Annotated in this window: 11 protein-coding genes and 1 pseudogene; 1 reads left to right on the top strand and 11 read right to left on the bottom strand. The window is 40.2% G+C overall.

All coding sequences use genetic code 11. The features are described 5' to 3' along the window. Nucleotides 1-58 precede the first annotated feature (58 nt). From ACMAZF_RS05105 to ACMAZF_RS05070, 8 genes and pseudogenes are all read right to left on the bottom strand, one after another. The gene (locus ACMAZF_RS05105; protein WP_435276377.1) at nt 59-475 is read right to left on the bottom strand and encodes a DUF3465 domain-containing protein; all 417 of its coding nucleotides are present in this window, start codon (nt 473-475) and stop codon (nt 59-61) included. 64 nt (nt 476-539) lie between these two features. Beyond that, a pseudogene (locus ACMAZF_RS05100) lies at nt 540-1,241 on the bottom strand (transposase). Between the two features lie 29 nt (nt 1,242-1,270). Beyond that, nucleotides 1,271-2,125, bottom strand: coding sequence for a type I restriction endonuclease (locus ACMAZF_RS05095; RefSeq protein WP_435276376.1), 855 nt, complete (start codon nt 2,123-2,125; stop codon nt 1,271-1,273). Nucleotides 2,126-2,143: 18 nt separating this feature from the next. Further along, the gene (locus ACMAZF_RS05090) at nt 2,144-2,737 is read right to left on the bottom strand and encodes a histidine phosphatase family protein (RefSeq protein WP_435276375.1); all 594 of its coding nucleotides are present in this window, start codon (nt 2,735-2,737) and stop codon (nt 2,144-2,146) included. Beyond that, on the bottom strand, nt 2,734-4,401 hold the full coding sequence (locus tag ACMAZF_RS05085) for a methyltransferase (protein ID WP_435276374.1): 1,668 nt from the start codon (nt 4,399-4,401) through the stop codon (nt 2,734-2,736). The genes ACMAZF_RS05090 and ACMAZF_RS05085 overlap by 4 nt, the downstream gene beginning before the upstream one ends. A 2-nt stretch (nt 4,402-4,403) precedes the next feature. Further along, nucleotides 4,404-5,429: a radical SAM/SPASM domain-containing protein gene (locus ACMAZF_RS05080; protein WP_435276373.1), complete on the bottom strand. Its 1,026-nt coding sequence runs from the start codon at nt 5,427-5,429 to the stop codon at nt 4,404-4,406. Continuing rightward, nucleotides 5,426-6,721 (bottom strand): glycosyltransferase family 4 protein, encoded by a 1,296-nt coding sequence (locus ACMAZF_RS05075; protein ID WP_435276372.1) that lies wholly within the window; start codon nt 6,719-6,721, stop codon nt 5,426-5,428. The genes ACMAZF_RS05080 and ACMAZF_RS05075 overlap by 4 nt, the downstream gene beginning before the upstream one ends. Further along, nucleotides 6,718-7,620: an NAD-dependent epimerase/dehydratase family protein gene (locus tag ACMAZF_RS05070; protein WP_435276371.1), complete on the bottom strand. Its 903-nt coding sequence runs from the start codon at nt 7,618-7,620 to the stop codon at nt 6,718-6,720. Before ACMAZF_RS05070 ends, ACMAZF_RS05075 begins: the two co-directional genes overlap by 4 nt. A 216-nt stretch (nt 7,621-7,836) precedes the next feature. Between ACMAZF_RS05070 and ACMAZF_RS05065 the strand changes: the two genes are divergently transcribed. After that, on the top strand, nt 7,837-9,471 hold the full coding sequence (locus tag ACMAZF_RS05065; RefSeq protein ID WP_435275961.1) for an IS1634 family transposase: 1,635 nt from the start codon (nt 7,837-7,839) through the stop codon (nt 9,469-9,471). Between the two features lie 195 nt (nt 9,472-9,666). Here the strand turns inward: ACMAZF_RS05065 and gcvP are convergent, their stop codons facing one another. The 3 genes from gcvP to gcvT form a co-directional block, all read right to left on the bottom strand. Next, the gene (gene gcvP / locus ACMAZF_RS05060; protein WP_435276370.1) at nt 9,667-12,555 is read right to left on the bottom strand and encodes an aminomethyl-transferring glycine dehydrogenase; all 2,889 of its coding nucleotides are present in this window, start codon (nt 12,553-12,555) and stop codon (nt 9,667-9,669) included. A gap of 131 nt (nt 12,556-12,686) precedes the next feature. Continuing rightward, on the bottom strand, nt 12,687-13,076 hold the full coding sequence (gene gcvH / locus ACMAZF_RS05055; RefSeq protein WP_435276369.1) for a glycine cleavage system protein GcvH: 390 nt from the start codon (nt 13,074-13,076) through the stop codon (nt 12,687-12,689). A gap of 143 nt (nt 13,077-13,219) precedes the next feature. Continuing rightward, nucleotides 13,220-14,317 (bottom strand): glycine cleavage system aminomethyltransferase GcvT, encoded by a 1,098-nt coding sequence (gcvT, locus tag ACMAZF_RS05050; RefSeq protein ID WP_435276368.1) that lies wholly within the window; start codon nt 14,315-14,317, stop codon nt 13,220-13,222. Between the last annotated feature and the right edge of the window lie 279 nt (nt 14,318-14,596).

The raw sequence follows: 14,596 nt of genomic DNA, 5'->3' as shown, positions 1-14,596 counted from the left end.
GGTTAAAATTAAATAAACAATCACTTAATCAGTAATTTATCGTCCACCCTCTTCAAACTTACTGATAAACCTTCCCTTGATGTTTAAGCCAACCACCAACATGGCGACCTCGGGGATCGTGATGTGTCCAATGTACGACACCACCTTTTTTGCTCCATTCATATTCACCGTGAAACTGCACAAAATTACCTTTCGCGATAGCAAAATCACCTTTCGCGATAGTATTAATTCGTGGGGCTAAATCGATGTTATGGGCGATAAGAATTGTTTGACCTGATGATAACTTGAGGATGAACTTCTGATGGCGGGAGCCTTCAAGGTCGTCACTAAAAATACGAACGACGGTTCCAGAGCCTTTAACTTGAACGTCGCTTTGTTGTTTCAAGAACGCTTGTTGAACGGTGACTGCGTGCGCTGCATTTCCTCCTAAAAGGAGAAATAAACATGCAGTAATTAAGAGGGATAATTTTTTCATGGCAGTAGCTTTCCTTCGCTTTCATTTCTAGCACACATTATATTAGGGTCAGGTTAAAATAAAACTACACTTCATCTTTCTTCCAACCTAACGGTCGACCTCTTTTCTTTGGTTGCATTCTGCGACCCGTTAACAATTCTATTTCGCGCTTAAATTGTTCACTGCCAATTGCCATCCCTCGATTAACGCTATCTCTAATATTAGTGATGAGCTTATTATCAACATGATGTTTAAAAAGATCACGATACGCTCATTGCCTATCGTCCTCATCCTTTCCTAACCTAATATAAAGTGAATGCGGTGTACATAATGATGATTCTTTACCCAGCCCATTAATTTGGTAGCTCGACCACGCGTAATCAGCTGGATCCTCAACCATTTTCGCTCTAACTGGATTGTGTTCAATGTATCGATACAACTGTAAGAGGTACTCTTCTTCTTGCACTAAACAAGATTTATAGCGCCCTTCCCATAACGTTCCCGTTCGTTTATAGCTATGATTAAAGTATCTAACATACTGGCGACCAAGGCCTTGCATCATTTGACTAATAGCATTGTGATTAAGCGGAGTACATAACAAATGAACATGATTAGTCATAAAGACCCATGCATGAATCGCTACCTCAAATTTACTTGAATAGTCCTTCAACCATCCTGCGTAAGCTGCAAAATCCTGCTCGCTAGCAAAGCACACTTGGTGATTATTTCCTCGTTGAATTATGTGCTGGGGCACACCGATTGGGCTAACTCGTGGTAATCTGGCCAATTGAATAACTCCTCATAACAAATGACTACTCATGAAAGCATAGACGAGTTATTTAAATTTAACCTGACCCTTTTATTTAGGCGATGATTAAATAACGTATTTAATTGTTCACCACCAAGCTTGTGGTTTTTAAGCCTTACAATCTCAGCTTCAGGTATTTGTTCTTCCTTCCACTTCGCCCAAAATTTATCTTGTGTACCGCACGTCGCATATAGCCCTTCATAGCCGTTTATTGCTAACAGTAATTGGCTATAAGCATATAAGTGAGGAATTTCATCTTGCCTTTGATTGCGAATATGCTGAGAAATTGCGTCAACATTGGTTGATTTACCTTCTTTATTTGAATCTGGGCGTTTTGCTTCAATCACAACAAGTGGCAAACCATTTACAAAACACACTATGTCAGGTCTGCGTGTTCCTGTACCGTCTGCATTTTGTACAACCAACTCTTCAGTATAATGAAATTGGTTATTAGCAATACTTTGCCAATCAATTAGTTTAATCGTAGGTGAGGCTTTTTTACCCTCTATAAATTCAGTAACGCTCACGCCATACATCAGCGCATTGTAAATTTTCTCATTCGCTGCTTTTAACCCTAAGTTCATAGCAGGATTCAGCTCATGCATAACCTTATCAATTGCCGCTTCTGATAAATTATGCTGCTTGCCCGCAAATGAAAATGTTTGCTTTGCTAAAAATGCACGCATTACTGGCAGTAAAATAACCTGATGAGTGCTTTTCTTTTCGCTTGCGAAGGTATTACCACGTAACGCTTCACATTCACTTGGTGAAATAAATGTATAGCCCAAATTATTTAACAGTGTTAGCGCGGGAATTTTTGCACTGAATTCTTCTTTAAAATTTACCGTTGCGTTATATTTCATCCCTGATATACCTTCTTCTTATAATTTTGGGCTTTGCACATAGTTAATAAGTATCTTTTCATCGTCAAGCGTTATCTCTAAATAACCGAGAAACGCAGGCCAATCTTGCAGAGTAAAACTATTACCACCAATTCTTGATGATAAGGTTGCTAATATCGTGTCATGCGTAACCCAAAGATGTGTGCCTGAGGGCGAATTACTTAACAATTGCTTTATTTCACTAAACACATTTTGTGAGGCAACATCTAAGTTATAAAAGCCTGCCCATTTTTCCTCACCAGATATTAAATGCTGATTGACCGCATCATGACCTTTATTAAGCCAATGCTGCCAGGCTAACTCCCCGTCTTCAATAATAAAGCCAGGATCACCAAGCAGTTTACACTGTTCAATGTACTCAGTTTTAAAATCTAATGATTGCGCAATTAGGCTAGCAGTCTGAACGCAACGACCTATTGGGCTTGATTTGACGCTAATTAGAGGTAAATCAATTAGAGAAGCAAATATTTTACTCTGTTCAATACCTCTGTCAGTTAACATTACATCATTACCCACTGTATTAGGTAAAATTTCAGGCCGCTCTGCATGTCTTACAATTATTAATTTTTTCATACTACCTTGCGTTTTAATTTCATTACCGTAACTAAACTTGAATGGTTAATTTCGGCATCGATATATAAGCCTGCTTTATCAAACAAAGCCTCAAACTGTGCCTTGGTGCGCTCTTCTCCACCGGTAACAGTGAGTAAGTGTAAATCACATAAAGAACCGCCAAATCCAGTTGTTTCTCGCACCATTTCAAAAACATAAATCGCACCTTCAGCGCACATAGAACCACACGCATTGGATAGAATATTTATCGCATCATTGTCATTCCAATCATGTAGCACTCTTGCTAACAATATTTTATTAGCTTTGAGCGGCCATTTTTTAAATAGATCAAATGAGGTTTTATTTTTGAATTTACTTAACTTAACCACTGCATCGAGGTCGCCTAAAATCACATTACAATCTGTGAACTGGTTTTGTACAAGTTGCGCTAACATACCGTCACCACCCGCTGCATCAAAAACTGTATCACCGCTTGCAATATCAAGACTCGGAATTAATTTTTTGTAATCTTCTAATGCATAACTTCTAAGCATTTTATGATGCTTTTCAGTATGTTCTTTACTGTTCGCTATTTTCTGGAAAATATCAGAGGTATTTACGTCTTGCTTCATCAATGAAACTAAGTCGTACCATCTTTGAAGTAACTCATCTCGATATTCAGTTGCAGCCGTCACAAGAGATTTAGGATGATCTGTTGTGAGATAATATGCTTTTGGAAGTAAAGACCACATATCACCTTTAAGTTCTACAAGTTCTAATTCACCCAATGCGCTTAAAAGACGAAACATACGTGATTCAATCGTACACGTTTTTTGTGAAAGTGACTCAGCCGTGGCAGGTAAATGATCAAACACATTTAGTTCTGCTGCTGCCGCAATGGTAAAAGTTCGCCAATACCCCACCATATCGGCAGATAGGCTTGCAAAATCATTCGACTGCCGCACTCTTAACTCTCGCTTAAATTGCCCTTTTTCATCAATGATATGAAGCGCACCATCAAAGGTTTCTACTCTTGCAAATCCGTTATAAAAAGGTTCAATACTAGCGTATTGTTGAGTATATATTGGCTTACCTGCTCTGTTGATATGTTGCCAACCATTCGAGTTTTTAGCTCTAGCAAAACCTTTGTGAAACACATCTAAATCTAAAAACCATTGAGAGTGAATAAACTCACCATCGCAATTAATGTGAGTGCTTAAGCCATTGCTGTCTTGAACAACCGCAATGCCTTCTCTGAAATCGCCGCAATAATGCCACTTATTTGTGTAAAGTGGTTCACCACGCTTATTTATATGAAAGTAATAGCCATTTTTATCGCACACAACCGCAACATCTTGTTGAAAGTTACCAACAAAATCATAACGCTCATTATAAGCTGGCAAACCATCAGGTGTAATATGAAACCAATTAGCGCCATCTACCACAGCAGCTCTATCACAATAAAAACCAAATGTTCTATCAAATGTAGGCGTGTAAATAGCTTTCCCGCCCTCGCCTATATGCCACGCCTTATTTCCTATTAATACAGGTGCAACTTGGTATTTATTTTCAACTAAGTGAAATGATAAAACCTCATCAAATCGCTCGGTGTAAGCTTGGGAGTTATCAGCTAAGGTATGATAGCGACCATCTTGTGATATAGATAATTTTTTAAAATTAGACATTATTATCGCCTCATTGTGCATTGCTTACACAGAGTGTTATCTTGGTAACTAGCCATTAATTCTGTGTATTTTTTACTGCTCGCCAATTTAGAAAGTGATTCATTTGAAACCGAACCAAAGTCTCCCAAAGTCTTACGTTCTTGGTCTGGTGCACAGCACACATTAAAGCGCCCAGTTGGGTCAATCCAAATTTCTTTACCTAAAAAAGGACAATGCCCATTCGGCGCAATATCATCAAGATTATCTAAATGAAGTTCAGAAAAATTATCTAATTTAAATGGCCGTAATGCAGTTTCATTATGCTTTGCAACACGCTTTTTGCAGTATTGAACAACTTGGTTCCAACGCTCAGCAAAAACAATATCGTTTCTGAGGTTTTCATTGGCAATTTCATCAAAATGCGCCCATAACTGATGGCCCTTAATACGGTCAAAACCTAACTCAATTGCTAAATCAAGCATATCGGGTATTTCGTCTAAATTACTTCTTAAAAACGTTAGTTGCATTGTCATTGAGCAATAATGTTGATCTGCCCACTCATCTCTCACTGCAATAAATCGTTGCGCATTTTCAATATGCTGAGACAACTTAGCACCCAACATAATTTGTTTATGGGTATGCTCGCTTGCTCCATTCCATGATATTTTTACATCACTTCCTATTGGCACAATGCGATTTGCCCAGTATTCAACATTTTGGTGTTTATCTGGGCTTGGAAAAGTACCATTAGTCGTCAGATTTAATGACAATTTGAGTTCATGACATAAATCTAGAAACACATCAAAATGAGGATAAAGTAATGGCTCCCCCATAGTAGAGGGGATCACTTCTTTAATGCCCATATTAGCTGCGTCTCTAATAACGCGTTCAAGCATATCCCTATCCATATTTGGGCGTAATCTTCCCTGTTTTTTTCGCACCTTAGGGCTATCTGAATAAGGAGAATGATCTTCACACATTATGCAATTTAAGTTGCATGTATCTGGGTTGGTATCAAGTGTAATACGCCAAAAGTCAGTATTATTCACTGTAACAATCCCTTATAACACGCCTCTAAATCAAGTATATGCTGATCAATACAAGGGATTTCTCCGTCGTCGCTATATGCATATCCTTTTGCACCTAATGTTTTTGCAAGTTCAGGATCATCAACCATTAACTGCATTTTTTGGGCAAGTTCGTCAGTATTGCGGTGTTCATATGTAAGGCCATTTAAACCATCAATTACATACTCTCCCATTCCTCCCGCATTGGCCGTTATTACCGGCACTCTTGACTGCTGTGCTTCATGGATTACCAAGGGTGAGTTTTCTACCCAAACAGAGGGGGTAACAATGGCATCAGCTTTGCTGAATACATCCTGAGCAATATGCTGATTTTTGTATTCTGGCATCCATTGAATACTCTTTTGTTTTTCTTCAGGCAACGTTGCTGCAATGGCACGTAATGCACGCGAATCTTGACCGCGATCACGACCCCAAATACGTAAAATGGCATCACCTTTTAATTGACCAAAAGCCTCAATTAACTGATGGATACCCTTAGCCGGAATATGAGTACCGATATACCCAAACGTAAAGGGCTCATCATCGGTACGGTCTCTGCCAGCCATACGAGACCGATCAAACCCATAATCAATATAAATACTTTTTTCCTTGGGCAAACCAAAGTCTTGCTCATACCGGTTTTTTAAATACTTGGCAGGTGAAATAAATAAATCCACCTGAGATACAACGTCTTTAACATGCCTCATACGGCGTGCAACCCAGTTCTCCCAGTATGCAATATCAAGTTCACATTCTTCATCGTCACCAGAAAAATAACGGGCATAACACTTGGTTGCACATTTTTTATTTTCTTGCCCTTCACAAGCCGCCCACAAATTATCATCAGCAGAGTGCATTTGCATAAACTGCCCTCTAGGACACATTAACCAATAATCATGGAGCGTATAAACAATAGGAATATTGCGTTTTTTGGCTTCAAAAACTAACGATGTAGAAAGGTGATTTAAATGCCCAATATGGACAATATCAGGGTTTAGCTCATCAAGGAGTGCGGCAAATTTTTCATCAATAATGCCTAAACGATATCTATCTCTATGGCGAGGGTTATTGACTAAATGTAATTTGATTTCTGGTACATCAGCATCATAACTAATACGAATATCACCATCTGGCCTAAAGGCGTCTTCCTCACGGGTAAATACGTGTACTTCATGCCCTTGTTTAACCAAACCATGACAAATTGTTTGTGAGTAAACTTCAGAACCTGCATTATAAAGCATCGGATAACCATGAATTACTTTTAATATCTTCATGCATATACCCCCAAATCTAATTGTTCTTTAAACGCGTTAACCAGTAAAGAAATCCCCTCTTGAGGTAAGATATTTGCTTGCCAACCCAATAAAGACTTGGCACGAGAAGGATCACCTATAAACTTAGCCACATCATAAGAACGCGATGCAGCTTCTATAATTGATGTGTCACTATTTGCCGCTGAAATTGCAAGCTCAGCCGCTTGTTTAAGTGTTGTGCCATGGCCAGGTAGTAAATGAATGGGGGGAAGATTGTGTTCACCTGCCGCTAATAGTTCCACTATTTTAACTATGCCACGCACAGTGTCACTAACATGAGTAAAATCAAAAAGTTGGTCAAAACCGTCGACACGTAAATCAGAGCCTAATGCTGCATTTTTCGCGAATGCAGGCAATACACGATCTTCATGGTCCAATGTACATCCATATACATTTGCAAGCCTAACTATTGCAGTATTTAATCCTGTTACTCTGGCTTTTAATGCTGCCTCTTCCATATACAGCTTTGAACGACCATAAATATTGACAGGTGATAACGGCATACTCTCTGAAACGGGTAATGATTTAGGTTCACCGTATACCTCACGACTGCTCGCTACTAAGACCCAAGGTTTTTGCACACTCTCAGAGGCTAATTTTAATAATTGTTCACTTGCAATTGCATTAGTTTGCCAGCATTTTTCAGGGTTATTTTGACCCCAAACAACTCTCGATACTGCACCTAAATGAATAACACCACAACAGTGTTTAAGTGCGTTTTTTAATTGAAATGAATTGCAGATATCACCTGAATTATTAGCAATATCAAACCCGATAACCTCATAGCCTTGTTGTGCTAAAAGTGGGGACAAATGACGGCCTACAAGTCCTAAATGACCCGTCATTAATATTTTTGGCATAAACTTTTTTTCCGTGCTAAATGTGAATTACTTGCTTATTATTTTTAACGTATGAATAGTATTAACAAAGCGCCCTTCTACTAATCATATGTCATTATTTCTATTGTATCAGACATTGATCAGAGCAAAATCAAAAATTTGGATTTAATTTAACCGATAATTTGTTACTGATTTTTCGGCTATTTGATATAATACCGCCTCAACTTTGAGGTATATATGAATTTAAAAATCAAACGGTTAGATCATCACGGCATAGTCGCAGGTGTAATTGAAGACTTACAAATAGTCCCCTTATTGGATCAATATTTACCTCAGGATGAAAAGCAAGAAATTACACCTGGTGAAGCGGTTAAAGGCATGATTATGAATGGACTTGGTTTTGCAAACCGTCCTTTATCTCTCAGTCCCCAATTTTTTACTAACTTACCGCTTGAGCATTTATTTCGAGAAGGTGTAAAAGCCGAGCACTTTAATCGTCACAAATTAGGCCGCACACTAGACCAGTGTTTTGATTTTGGCTGCGAAAGTCTATTTTCACTGGTGTCTCAGCAAGCTTGCGAGCTAGAAAGTGTAGACAAAAAATTTAACTCACTCGATACAACCAGCCATTCTTTAACGGGAGAATACGCTTTTGACGATGAAGACAGTGATGACAATGTTATTAAAATCACTCATGGTTACAGTAAGGCTCACCGCCCTGATTTAAAGCAAGTGGTACAAGAAATCATTGTCAGTCAAGATGGTGGCGTTCCTCTCGCCTGTAAAAACTGGGATGGCAATAGTGCTGATACCGCTATTTTTAAGGCAAGGAGCAAAGCACTTGTTAGCGAATTCAAAAAAAGCGCAGCGCCTAAATATCTTGTGGCCGACTGTAAGCTTTATCATAAGGCTAATGCCGAATTTTTATCTCTGGTAAAATTTCTCACGCTTATTCCTTCAACGATAGCGCTAGAGAAAGAATTAATCGCAGAATCAATAGCTGACGAACAATGGGTGAAAATAAATGCTAACTATCAATATGTTGTCAAAAAAGTCGAGCATATGGGGATCAAGCAGCGATGGATTGTGATTTACTCAAGTGCCGCTAATCATCGAGCTGCTAAAACGATCACACGGCAAGTTGAACGAGCAAAAGTTAAGGTAGAAAAAGAGCTGTTTCATCTACAAGCGCAACGCTTTGCTTGTAAAACTGATGCGCAACGAGCAGCGGATAAAATAGGAAAAAAACTGAAATATCATCAAATAAGCGACACTCAATATATAGAGCATAAAGTTTATGAAGGTAAAGGCCGCCCGAAAAAGGATGCTGAAGTTAAGCGTATAGAGTGGCAAGTAAACGCTGAAATTGAAGAAAACACGATCGCAATCAAGCAGGCTGTTGAGCAAAAATCTTGCTTCATTCTAGCAACAAATATTGATGAAGAAGAACTTTCACCTGAAGAAATATTAAAACATTACAAGGCGCAATCGGAAGTTGAAAGAGGCTTTAGATTTTTAAAAGATCCCTTGTTTTTTGTCTCTTCGTTATTTATAAAAAAGCCAAGCAGAATCGATGCTCTGTTGATGGTAATGACATTATCATTACTTGTATATTCTATTGCACAACGACGAATGCGAGCGAATATGAAAAAAGTTGAAGCGACAATTCCAAACCAAATAAATCAAGAAACGGCCGCCCCCACATTGCGCTGGGTGTTTCAGTGTTTTGATGGCATCAATTTACTTCAACAAGGTGATGATTATATTTACGATCAAACCTACTTAGATGGCCTGACCGAACTCAGGCAAAAGATAGTAAACCTTATTGGTGGGCATGCCATGCACTTATACAAAATCAAAAAAGTGACCTAGGGGTCTGATCAATGTGTGTTAATAAAATTGGAGATACCCTATCCAAGATCACTTATGAAAGGTATGTGTCTTTGGCGAGACGCTTACATTTAACCTGACCTACAAAAAAGCGAGCACTGCTTTTAATTACGCAATACTCGCTTTCATTAATTCAAATTGTAATCAGTAACTCACGTTACTGATTTTTATTTCAAATTACTCTTCAATGTACTCATCAATTGGTACACAAGAACAATGTAGGTTACGGTCGCCGTATACGTCATCGATACGGTTTACGGTAGGCCAGAACTTGTTAGCGCGTACTTCTTCTGTTGGGAATACAGCAAGTTCGCGGCTGTATGCACGGCTCCATTCTGGATCCATGATATCGTCCAATGTATGCGGTGCATTGTGCAATGGATTGTCAGTATCAGTCCACTCACCTGATTCAACTTTAGCAACTTCAGCGCGGATAGCGATTAGTGCATCAGCTAGGCGATCGATTTCAACTTTAGACTCAGATTCAGTTGGCTCAATCATTAACGTGCCCGCTACAGGGAACGACATGGTTGGCGCATGGAAACCGTAATCGTTTAAGCGTTTGGCGATGTCCATTTCTGTTACGCCAGAGCTTTCTTTAAGCGGACGTAAATCAACGATACATTCGTGAGCTACGTAACCACCACGGCCTGAGAACAAGATTGGGTAATGTTCGCTTAAACGGTTCTTCAAGTAATTAGCATTTAAGATAGCTAGCTGAGTTGATTGACGTAAACCTTCGTTACCTAACATCGCGATGTACATGTAAGTAATTGGTAGGATGCTTGCACTGCCGTATTGTGCGCCAGATACTGCACCGTTACCAGATTTAGGGCCTTCAAGGTCAACAACGCTGTGGTTAGCAACAAATGGTGCTAAGTGAGCTTTGATACCTATTGGTCCCATACCTGGGCCACCGCCACCGTGTGGGATAGCAAATGTTTTGTGCAAGTTAAGATGCGATACGTCTGCGCCAATGCTGCCCGGTGACGTTAGGCCAACTTGTGCATTCATGTTTGCGCCATCTAGGTAAACTTGACCGCCGTTGGCGTGAATGATTTCACAAATCTCACCAATGGTTTCTTCGTATACACCGTGAGTAGACGGGTAAGTGATCATGATACAAGATAGGTTTTCAGATAACTCTTCGGCTTTCGCACGTAAGTCATCCATGTCAACGTTACCTTCGTCATCACAGGCTGTAACTACAACTTTTTGACCAGCCATTTGTGCAGATGCTGGGTTAGTACCGTGAGCAGATGCTGGGATCAAACAGATGTTACGATGCGCGTCGCCGCGGCTCTCGTGGTATTTTTGAATGGCTAGTAGACCAGCGTATTCACCTTGAGCACCAGAGTTAGGTTGCATACATACAGCATCGTAACCTGTGATGTTAACTAACCATTCAGATAGTTCATCAATCATTGCCACGTAACCTTTTGCTTGGTCTTGTGGGCAGAATGGGTGCATGTTAGCGAACTCGTTCCAGCTTACTGGCAGCATTTCGCTTGCCGCGTTTAGTTTCATGGTACAAGAACCAAGGCTGATCATTGAATGATTTAGCGCTAAGTCTTTACCTTCTAAACGACGGATGTAACGCATCATTTCAGTTTCGCTGTGGTACTTGTTAAATACTGGGTGTGTTAAGTATTGTGAAGTACGAACTACGCTATCGCTGTATGAGTTGCCTGTGATTGCAGCATCTAGTGCTGCAACGTCAAGGCCGTGGCCAGCGCCTAAGATTACGTCAAATAACTGAGCTACGTCATCGCGTGTTGTTGTTTCGTCAAGTGCGATACCGATTTGACCTGTAAGGTCGCGACGGAAGTTAACGCCTGCTTCAACACCGTTTGCTAAAATAGCGTCTTTATCTTCACCCACGTTTAACGTGATAGTGTCGAACCAAGTGCTGTTAGCTAGCTCTGCGCCTTTTTCTTGAAGACCAGTCGCTAGGATAGTCGCTAAACGGTTGATGCGTGTTGCGATGTTTTTCAGGCCTTTAGGACCGTGATAAACCGCGTAGAACGACGCCATGTTTGCTAGTAATACCTGTGCAGTACAGATGTTTGAGTTAGCTTTTTCGCGGCGGATATGTTGCTCACGCGTTTGCATTGCCATACGTAGTGCTGGACGACCGCGCGTATCTTTAGATACACCGATAATACGACCCGGCATAGAACGCTTATGCTTGTCACGTGTTGCGAAGAATGCAGCGTGTGGACCACCAAAACCCATTGGAACACCAAAGCGTTGGCTGTTACCAAACACGACGTCTGCGCCCATTTCACCAGGTGACTTAAGTACTGTTAATGCCATTAAGTCTGATGCCACAGTAACAACGGCTTTCTTAGCTTGTAGATCAGCGATTAGTTGCTCGATATCGTCAACTGAACCAGTAGAACCTGGGTAGCTAAGCATCGCACCGAAGATGTCGTGGTTTAGTGCATCTTGTGCTGGACCAACAACGATGTCGAAACCGAACTTATCAGCACGAGTTTTAACAACGTCTAATGTTTGTGGGTGAATTGAATCACTAACGAAAAAGGTGTCGCATTTTTTGTTTTTAGAAACACGTTTTGCAAGCCCCATCGCTTCAGCACCAGCGGTTGCTTCATCAAGTAATGATGAGCTCGCTAGTTCTAGACCAGTTAGGTCGATAGTTAGCTGTTGGAAGTTAAGAATAGCTTCTAAACGACCTTGAGCGATTTCTGGTTGGTATGGCGTGTATGCCGTGTACCAGCCTGGATTTTCTAATACGTTACGTAAGATTACGCTTGGTACGTGTGTGTTGCTGTAACCCATACCAATGTAGCTTTTGAGTACTTGGTTTTGTTCAGCAAGACTACGTAGGTAAGCTAGCGCTTCAACTTCTGTTTTAGACTCACCAATAGTTAGGTTGTTGTCTAATAAAATTGACTCAGGCACGATCTTTTTAGTCATGTCTTCTAGTGAGTCTGCACCAATCACTTCCAGCATTGCTTGTTGCTGAGCGGCATCTGGGCCAATGTGACGAGCGATAAATTCTTGTTTGTTTTCTAATTCGGTTAACGTTGGTAAACGAGTCATGAGGCTTCTCTCAAATTTAAAACTAAATTAATCCACAATAATTTCCTAGTTAGAATTATCGGGAATTATCAAGGCTAGAAAGAACAAAGCCCCTTAGTGTTGAACTAAGAGGCCTTGAAGGGTATCAGCAATTAATCTTCTGCGATTGATGCTGCGTAACCTTCTGCATCTAGTAGGTTTTCAAGCTCAGAAGCGTCGTCCGCTTTGATTTTGAATAACCAACCGTCGTTGAATGCATCAGAGTTAACTAGCTCAGGGCTGTCTTCTAACTCTTCATTGATTGCAACAACTTCACCAGTGATTGGTGCGTAGATATCTGAAGCAGCTTTTACTGATTCACATACCGCTGCATCTTCACCAGCGTCAAACGTGTCGCCTTCATCTGGTAAATCAACAAATACCATGTCACCTAATAGGCCTTGAGCATGCTCAGTGATACCTACTGTGTAAACACCATTACCTTCATCACGAACCCATTCGTGTGAAGATGCATATTTCAACTCTGCTGGGATATTGCTCATGAGTTTATCCTTTAAATAATTTTTTTAGTTAAGCGGCGATTAGAAAATCGCCCCTATTGTAATTTAAGTCTTTCCCAATTGTCATTGAAAATGTTAACTCTTGGAAACAAATCCGACGTTAGGAAATAAAATGTTGTTCTAGATTAAAAAGTTTTCTTGCCGTTTCTGACGAAACCAGACTTAACAACTTTTACATCTACCAATTTCTTACGCATTTCAACTTGAGCCACTTCGCCAATTGAACGTGGAACACGTGCAATTGCCACTGAGTGACCAAGCGTTGGAGAGAATGTACCAGAAGTAATCACACCTTCTTGCTCAACACCGTCGCTGTCTGTAAATATAACTTTAAGGCCTGTACGTAATACGCCTTTCGCTTCTAATAATAGGCCAACTTGCTTGTGCAATTTGCCAGACGCTTTTTGCTCTACTAATGCGCTACGACCAATGAAGTCACGCTCTTCTGGATCCCAAGCGATAGTCCAAGCCATGTTTGCAGCAAGTGGAGATACTTCTTCGTCCATGTCTAGACCGTATAAGTTCATGCCCGCTTCTAAACGCAATGTATCACGCGCGCCTAAACCACAAGGACGAACGTCAACGTCTAATAGTTGTTGCCATAAATCAGCCGCTTTATCTTCGTGTACGATAATTTCGTAACCGTTTTCGCCGGTGTAACCTGTTGTTGCGATGAAGTAGTCACCAGAATCAACAGACATAAATGGCTTGATGCCTTCTAATAAAGCATTTTGTTCGCTATTAAATACTTTTGCCGCTTTTTCTTTAGCGTTAGGGCCTTGAACAGCAATCATAGATAGTTCAGGCAATTCAGTGACTGCAACGTCATAACCAGCAGACTGTTTGTTGATCCACGCCATGTCTTTAACACGCGTCGCAGAGTTAACAACCAAACGGTAGTAATCGTTAGTAATGAAGTAAGTGATCAAGTCATCAATCACGCCGCCTTCTTCATTAAGCATGCCGCCGTACATTGCTTTACCTTCAACAGTAAGTTTTGCAACGTCGTTAGCTAATAGCTTTTGTAGGAATTCTTTCGCTTGTGAACCTTTAATGTCCACAACCGTCATGTGTGATACATCAAACATACCCGCATCTTGACGTACAGCATGGTGCTCTTCAATTTGAGAACCATAGTTGATTGGCATATCCCAACCGTGAAAATCAACCATCTTAGCGCCAGCTTCGATGTGTTTATCAAATAAAACTGTTTGTTGAGCCATAATAGATCCTCAAGCTTTAAAGGTGTCGTAGCCTGTTTTTAGCCATGACAAATTATTTAGTGGCGCGATTATAGCTTTTTTGTGAGGCAGGTTACAAAATAAATTTCATATTTTTCACATTTGGAAACATACGGAAACTTTTTTCCAATTTATGGAATTCAACACTTTGTACAGAAACAACTGATAACAAAGGGTTTTAGAGCAATACAGAGTTTTCACTCTTAAATTCTTTGAGTAAAAAATTTCCTTACCCTGAGAAACATTTAACGAGTAGTTTAC

Origin of the sequence: Psychrobium sp. nBUS_13 (genome assembly GCF_051201665.1) — a bacterium.
Taxonomy (GTDB): Bacteria; Pseudomonadota; Gammaproteobacteria; order Enterobacterales; family Psychrobiaceae; genus Psychrobium.
The sequence above is the reverse complement of the archived record's forward strand: the minus strand, read 5'-3'. Positions and strand labels throughout refer to the sequence as shown.

Excerpts from the sequence above, each read along its gene's own strand:
- ACMAZF_RS05070 (WP_435276371.1), bottom strand. The coding sequence starts at position 7,620 with ATGCCAAAAATATTAATGACGGGTCATTTAGGACTTGTAGGCCGTCAT.
- gcvH (WP_435276369.1), bottom strand. The coding sequence starts at position 13,076 with ATGAGCAATATCCCAGCAGAGTTGAAATATGCATCTTCACACGAATGG.
- gcvT (WP_435276368.1), bottom strand. The coding sequence starts at position 14,317 with ATGGCTCAACAAACAGTTTTATTTGATAAACACATCGAAGCTGGCGCT.
- gcvP (WP_435276370.1), bottom strand. The coding sequence starts at position 12,555 with ATGACTCGTTTACCAACGTTAACCGAATTAGAAAACAAACAAGAATTT.
- ACMAZF_RS05075 (WP_435276372.1), bottom strand. The coding sequence starts at position 6,721 with ATGAAGATATTAAAAGTAATTCATGGTTATCCGATGCTTTATAATGCA.
- ACMAZF_RS05065 (WP_435275961.1), top strand. The coding sequence starts at position 7,837 with ATGAATTTAAAAATCAAACGGTTAGATCATCACGGCATAGTCGCAGGT.
- ACMAZF_RS05095 (WP_435276376.1), bottom strand. The coding sequence starts at position 2,125 with ATGAAATATAACGCAACGGTAAATTTTAAAGAAGAATTCAGTGCAAAA.
- ACMAZF_RS05085 (WP_435276374.1), bottom strand. The coding sequence starts at position 4,401 with ATGTCTAATTTTAAAAAATTATCTATATCACAAGATGGTCGCTATCAT.
- ACMAZF_RS05090 (WP_435276375.1), bottom strand. The coding sequence starts at position 2,737 with ATGAAAAAATTAATAATTGTAAGACATGCAGAGCGGCCTGAAATTTTA.
- ACMAZF_RS05105 (WP_435276377.1), bottom strand. The coding sequence starts at position 475 with ATGAAAAAATTATCCCTCTTAATTACTGCATGTTTATTTCTCCTTTTA.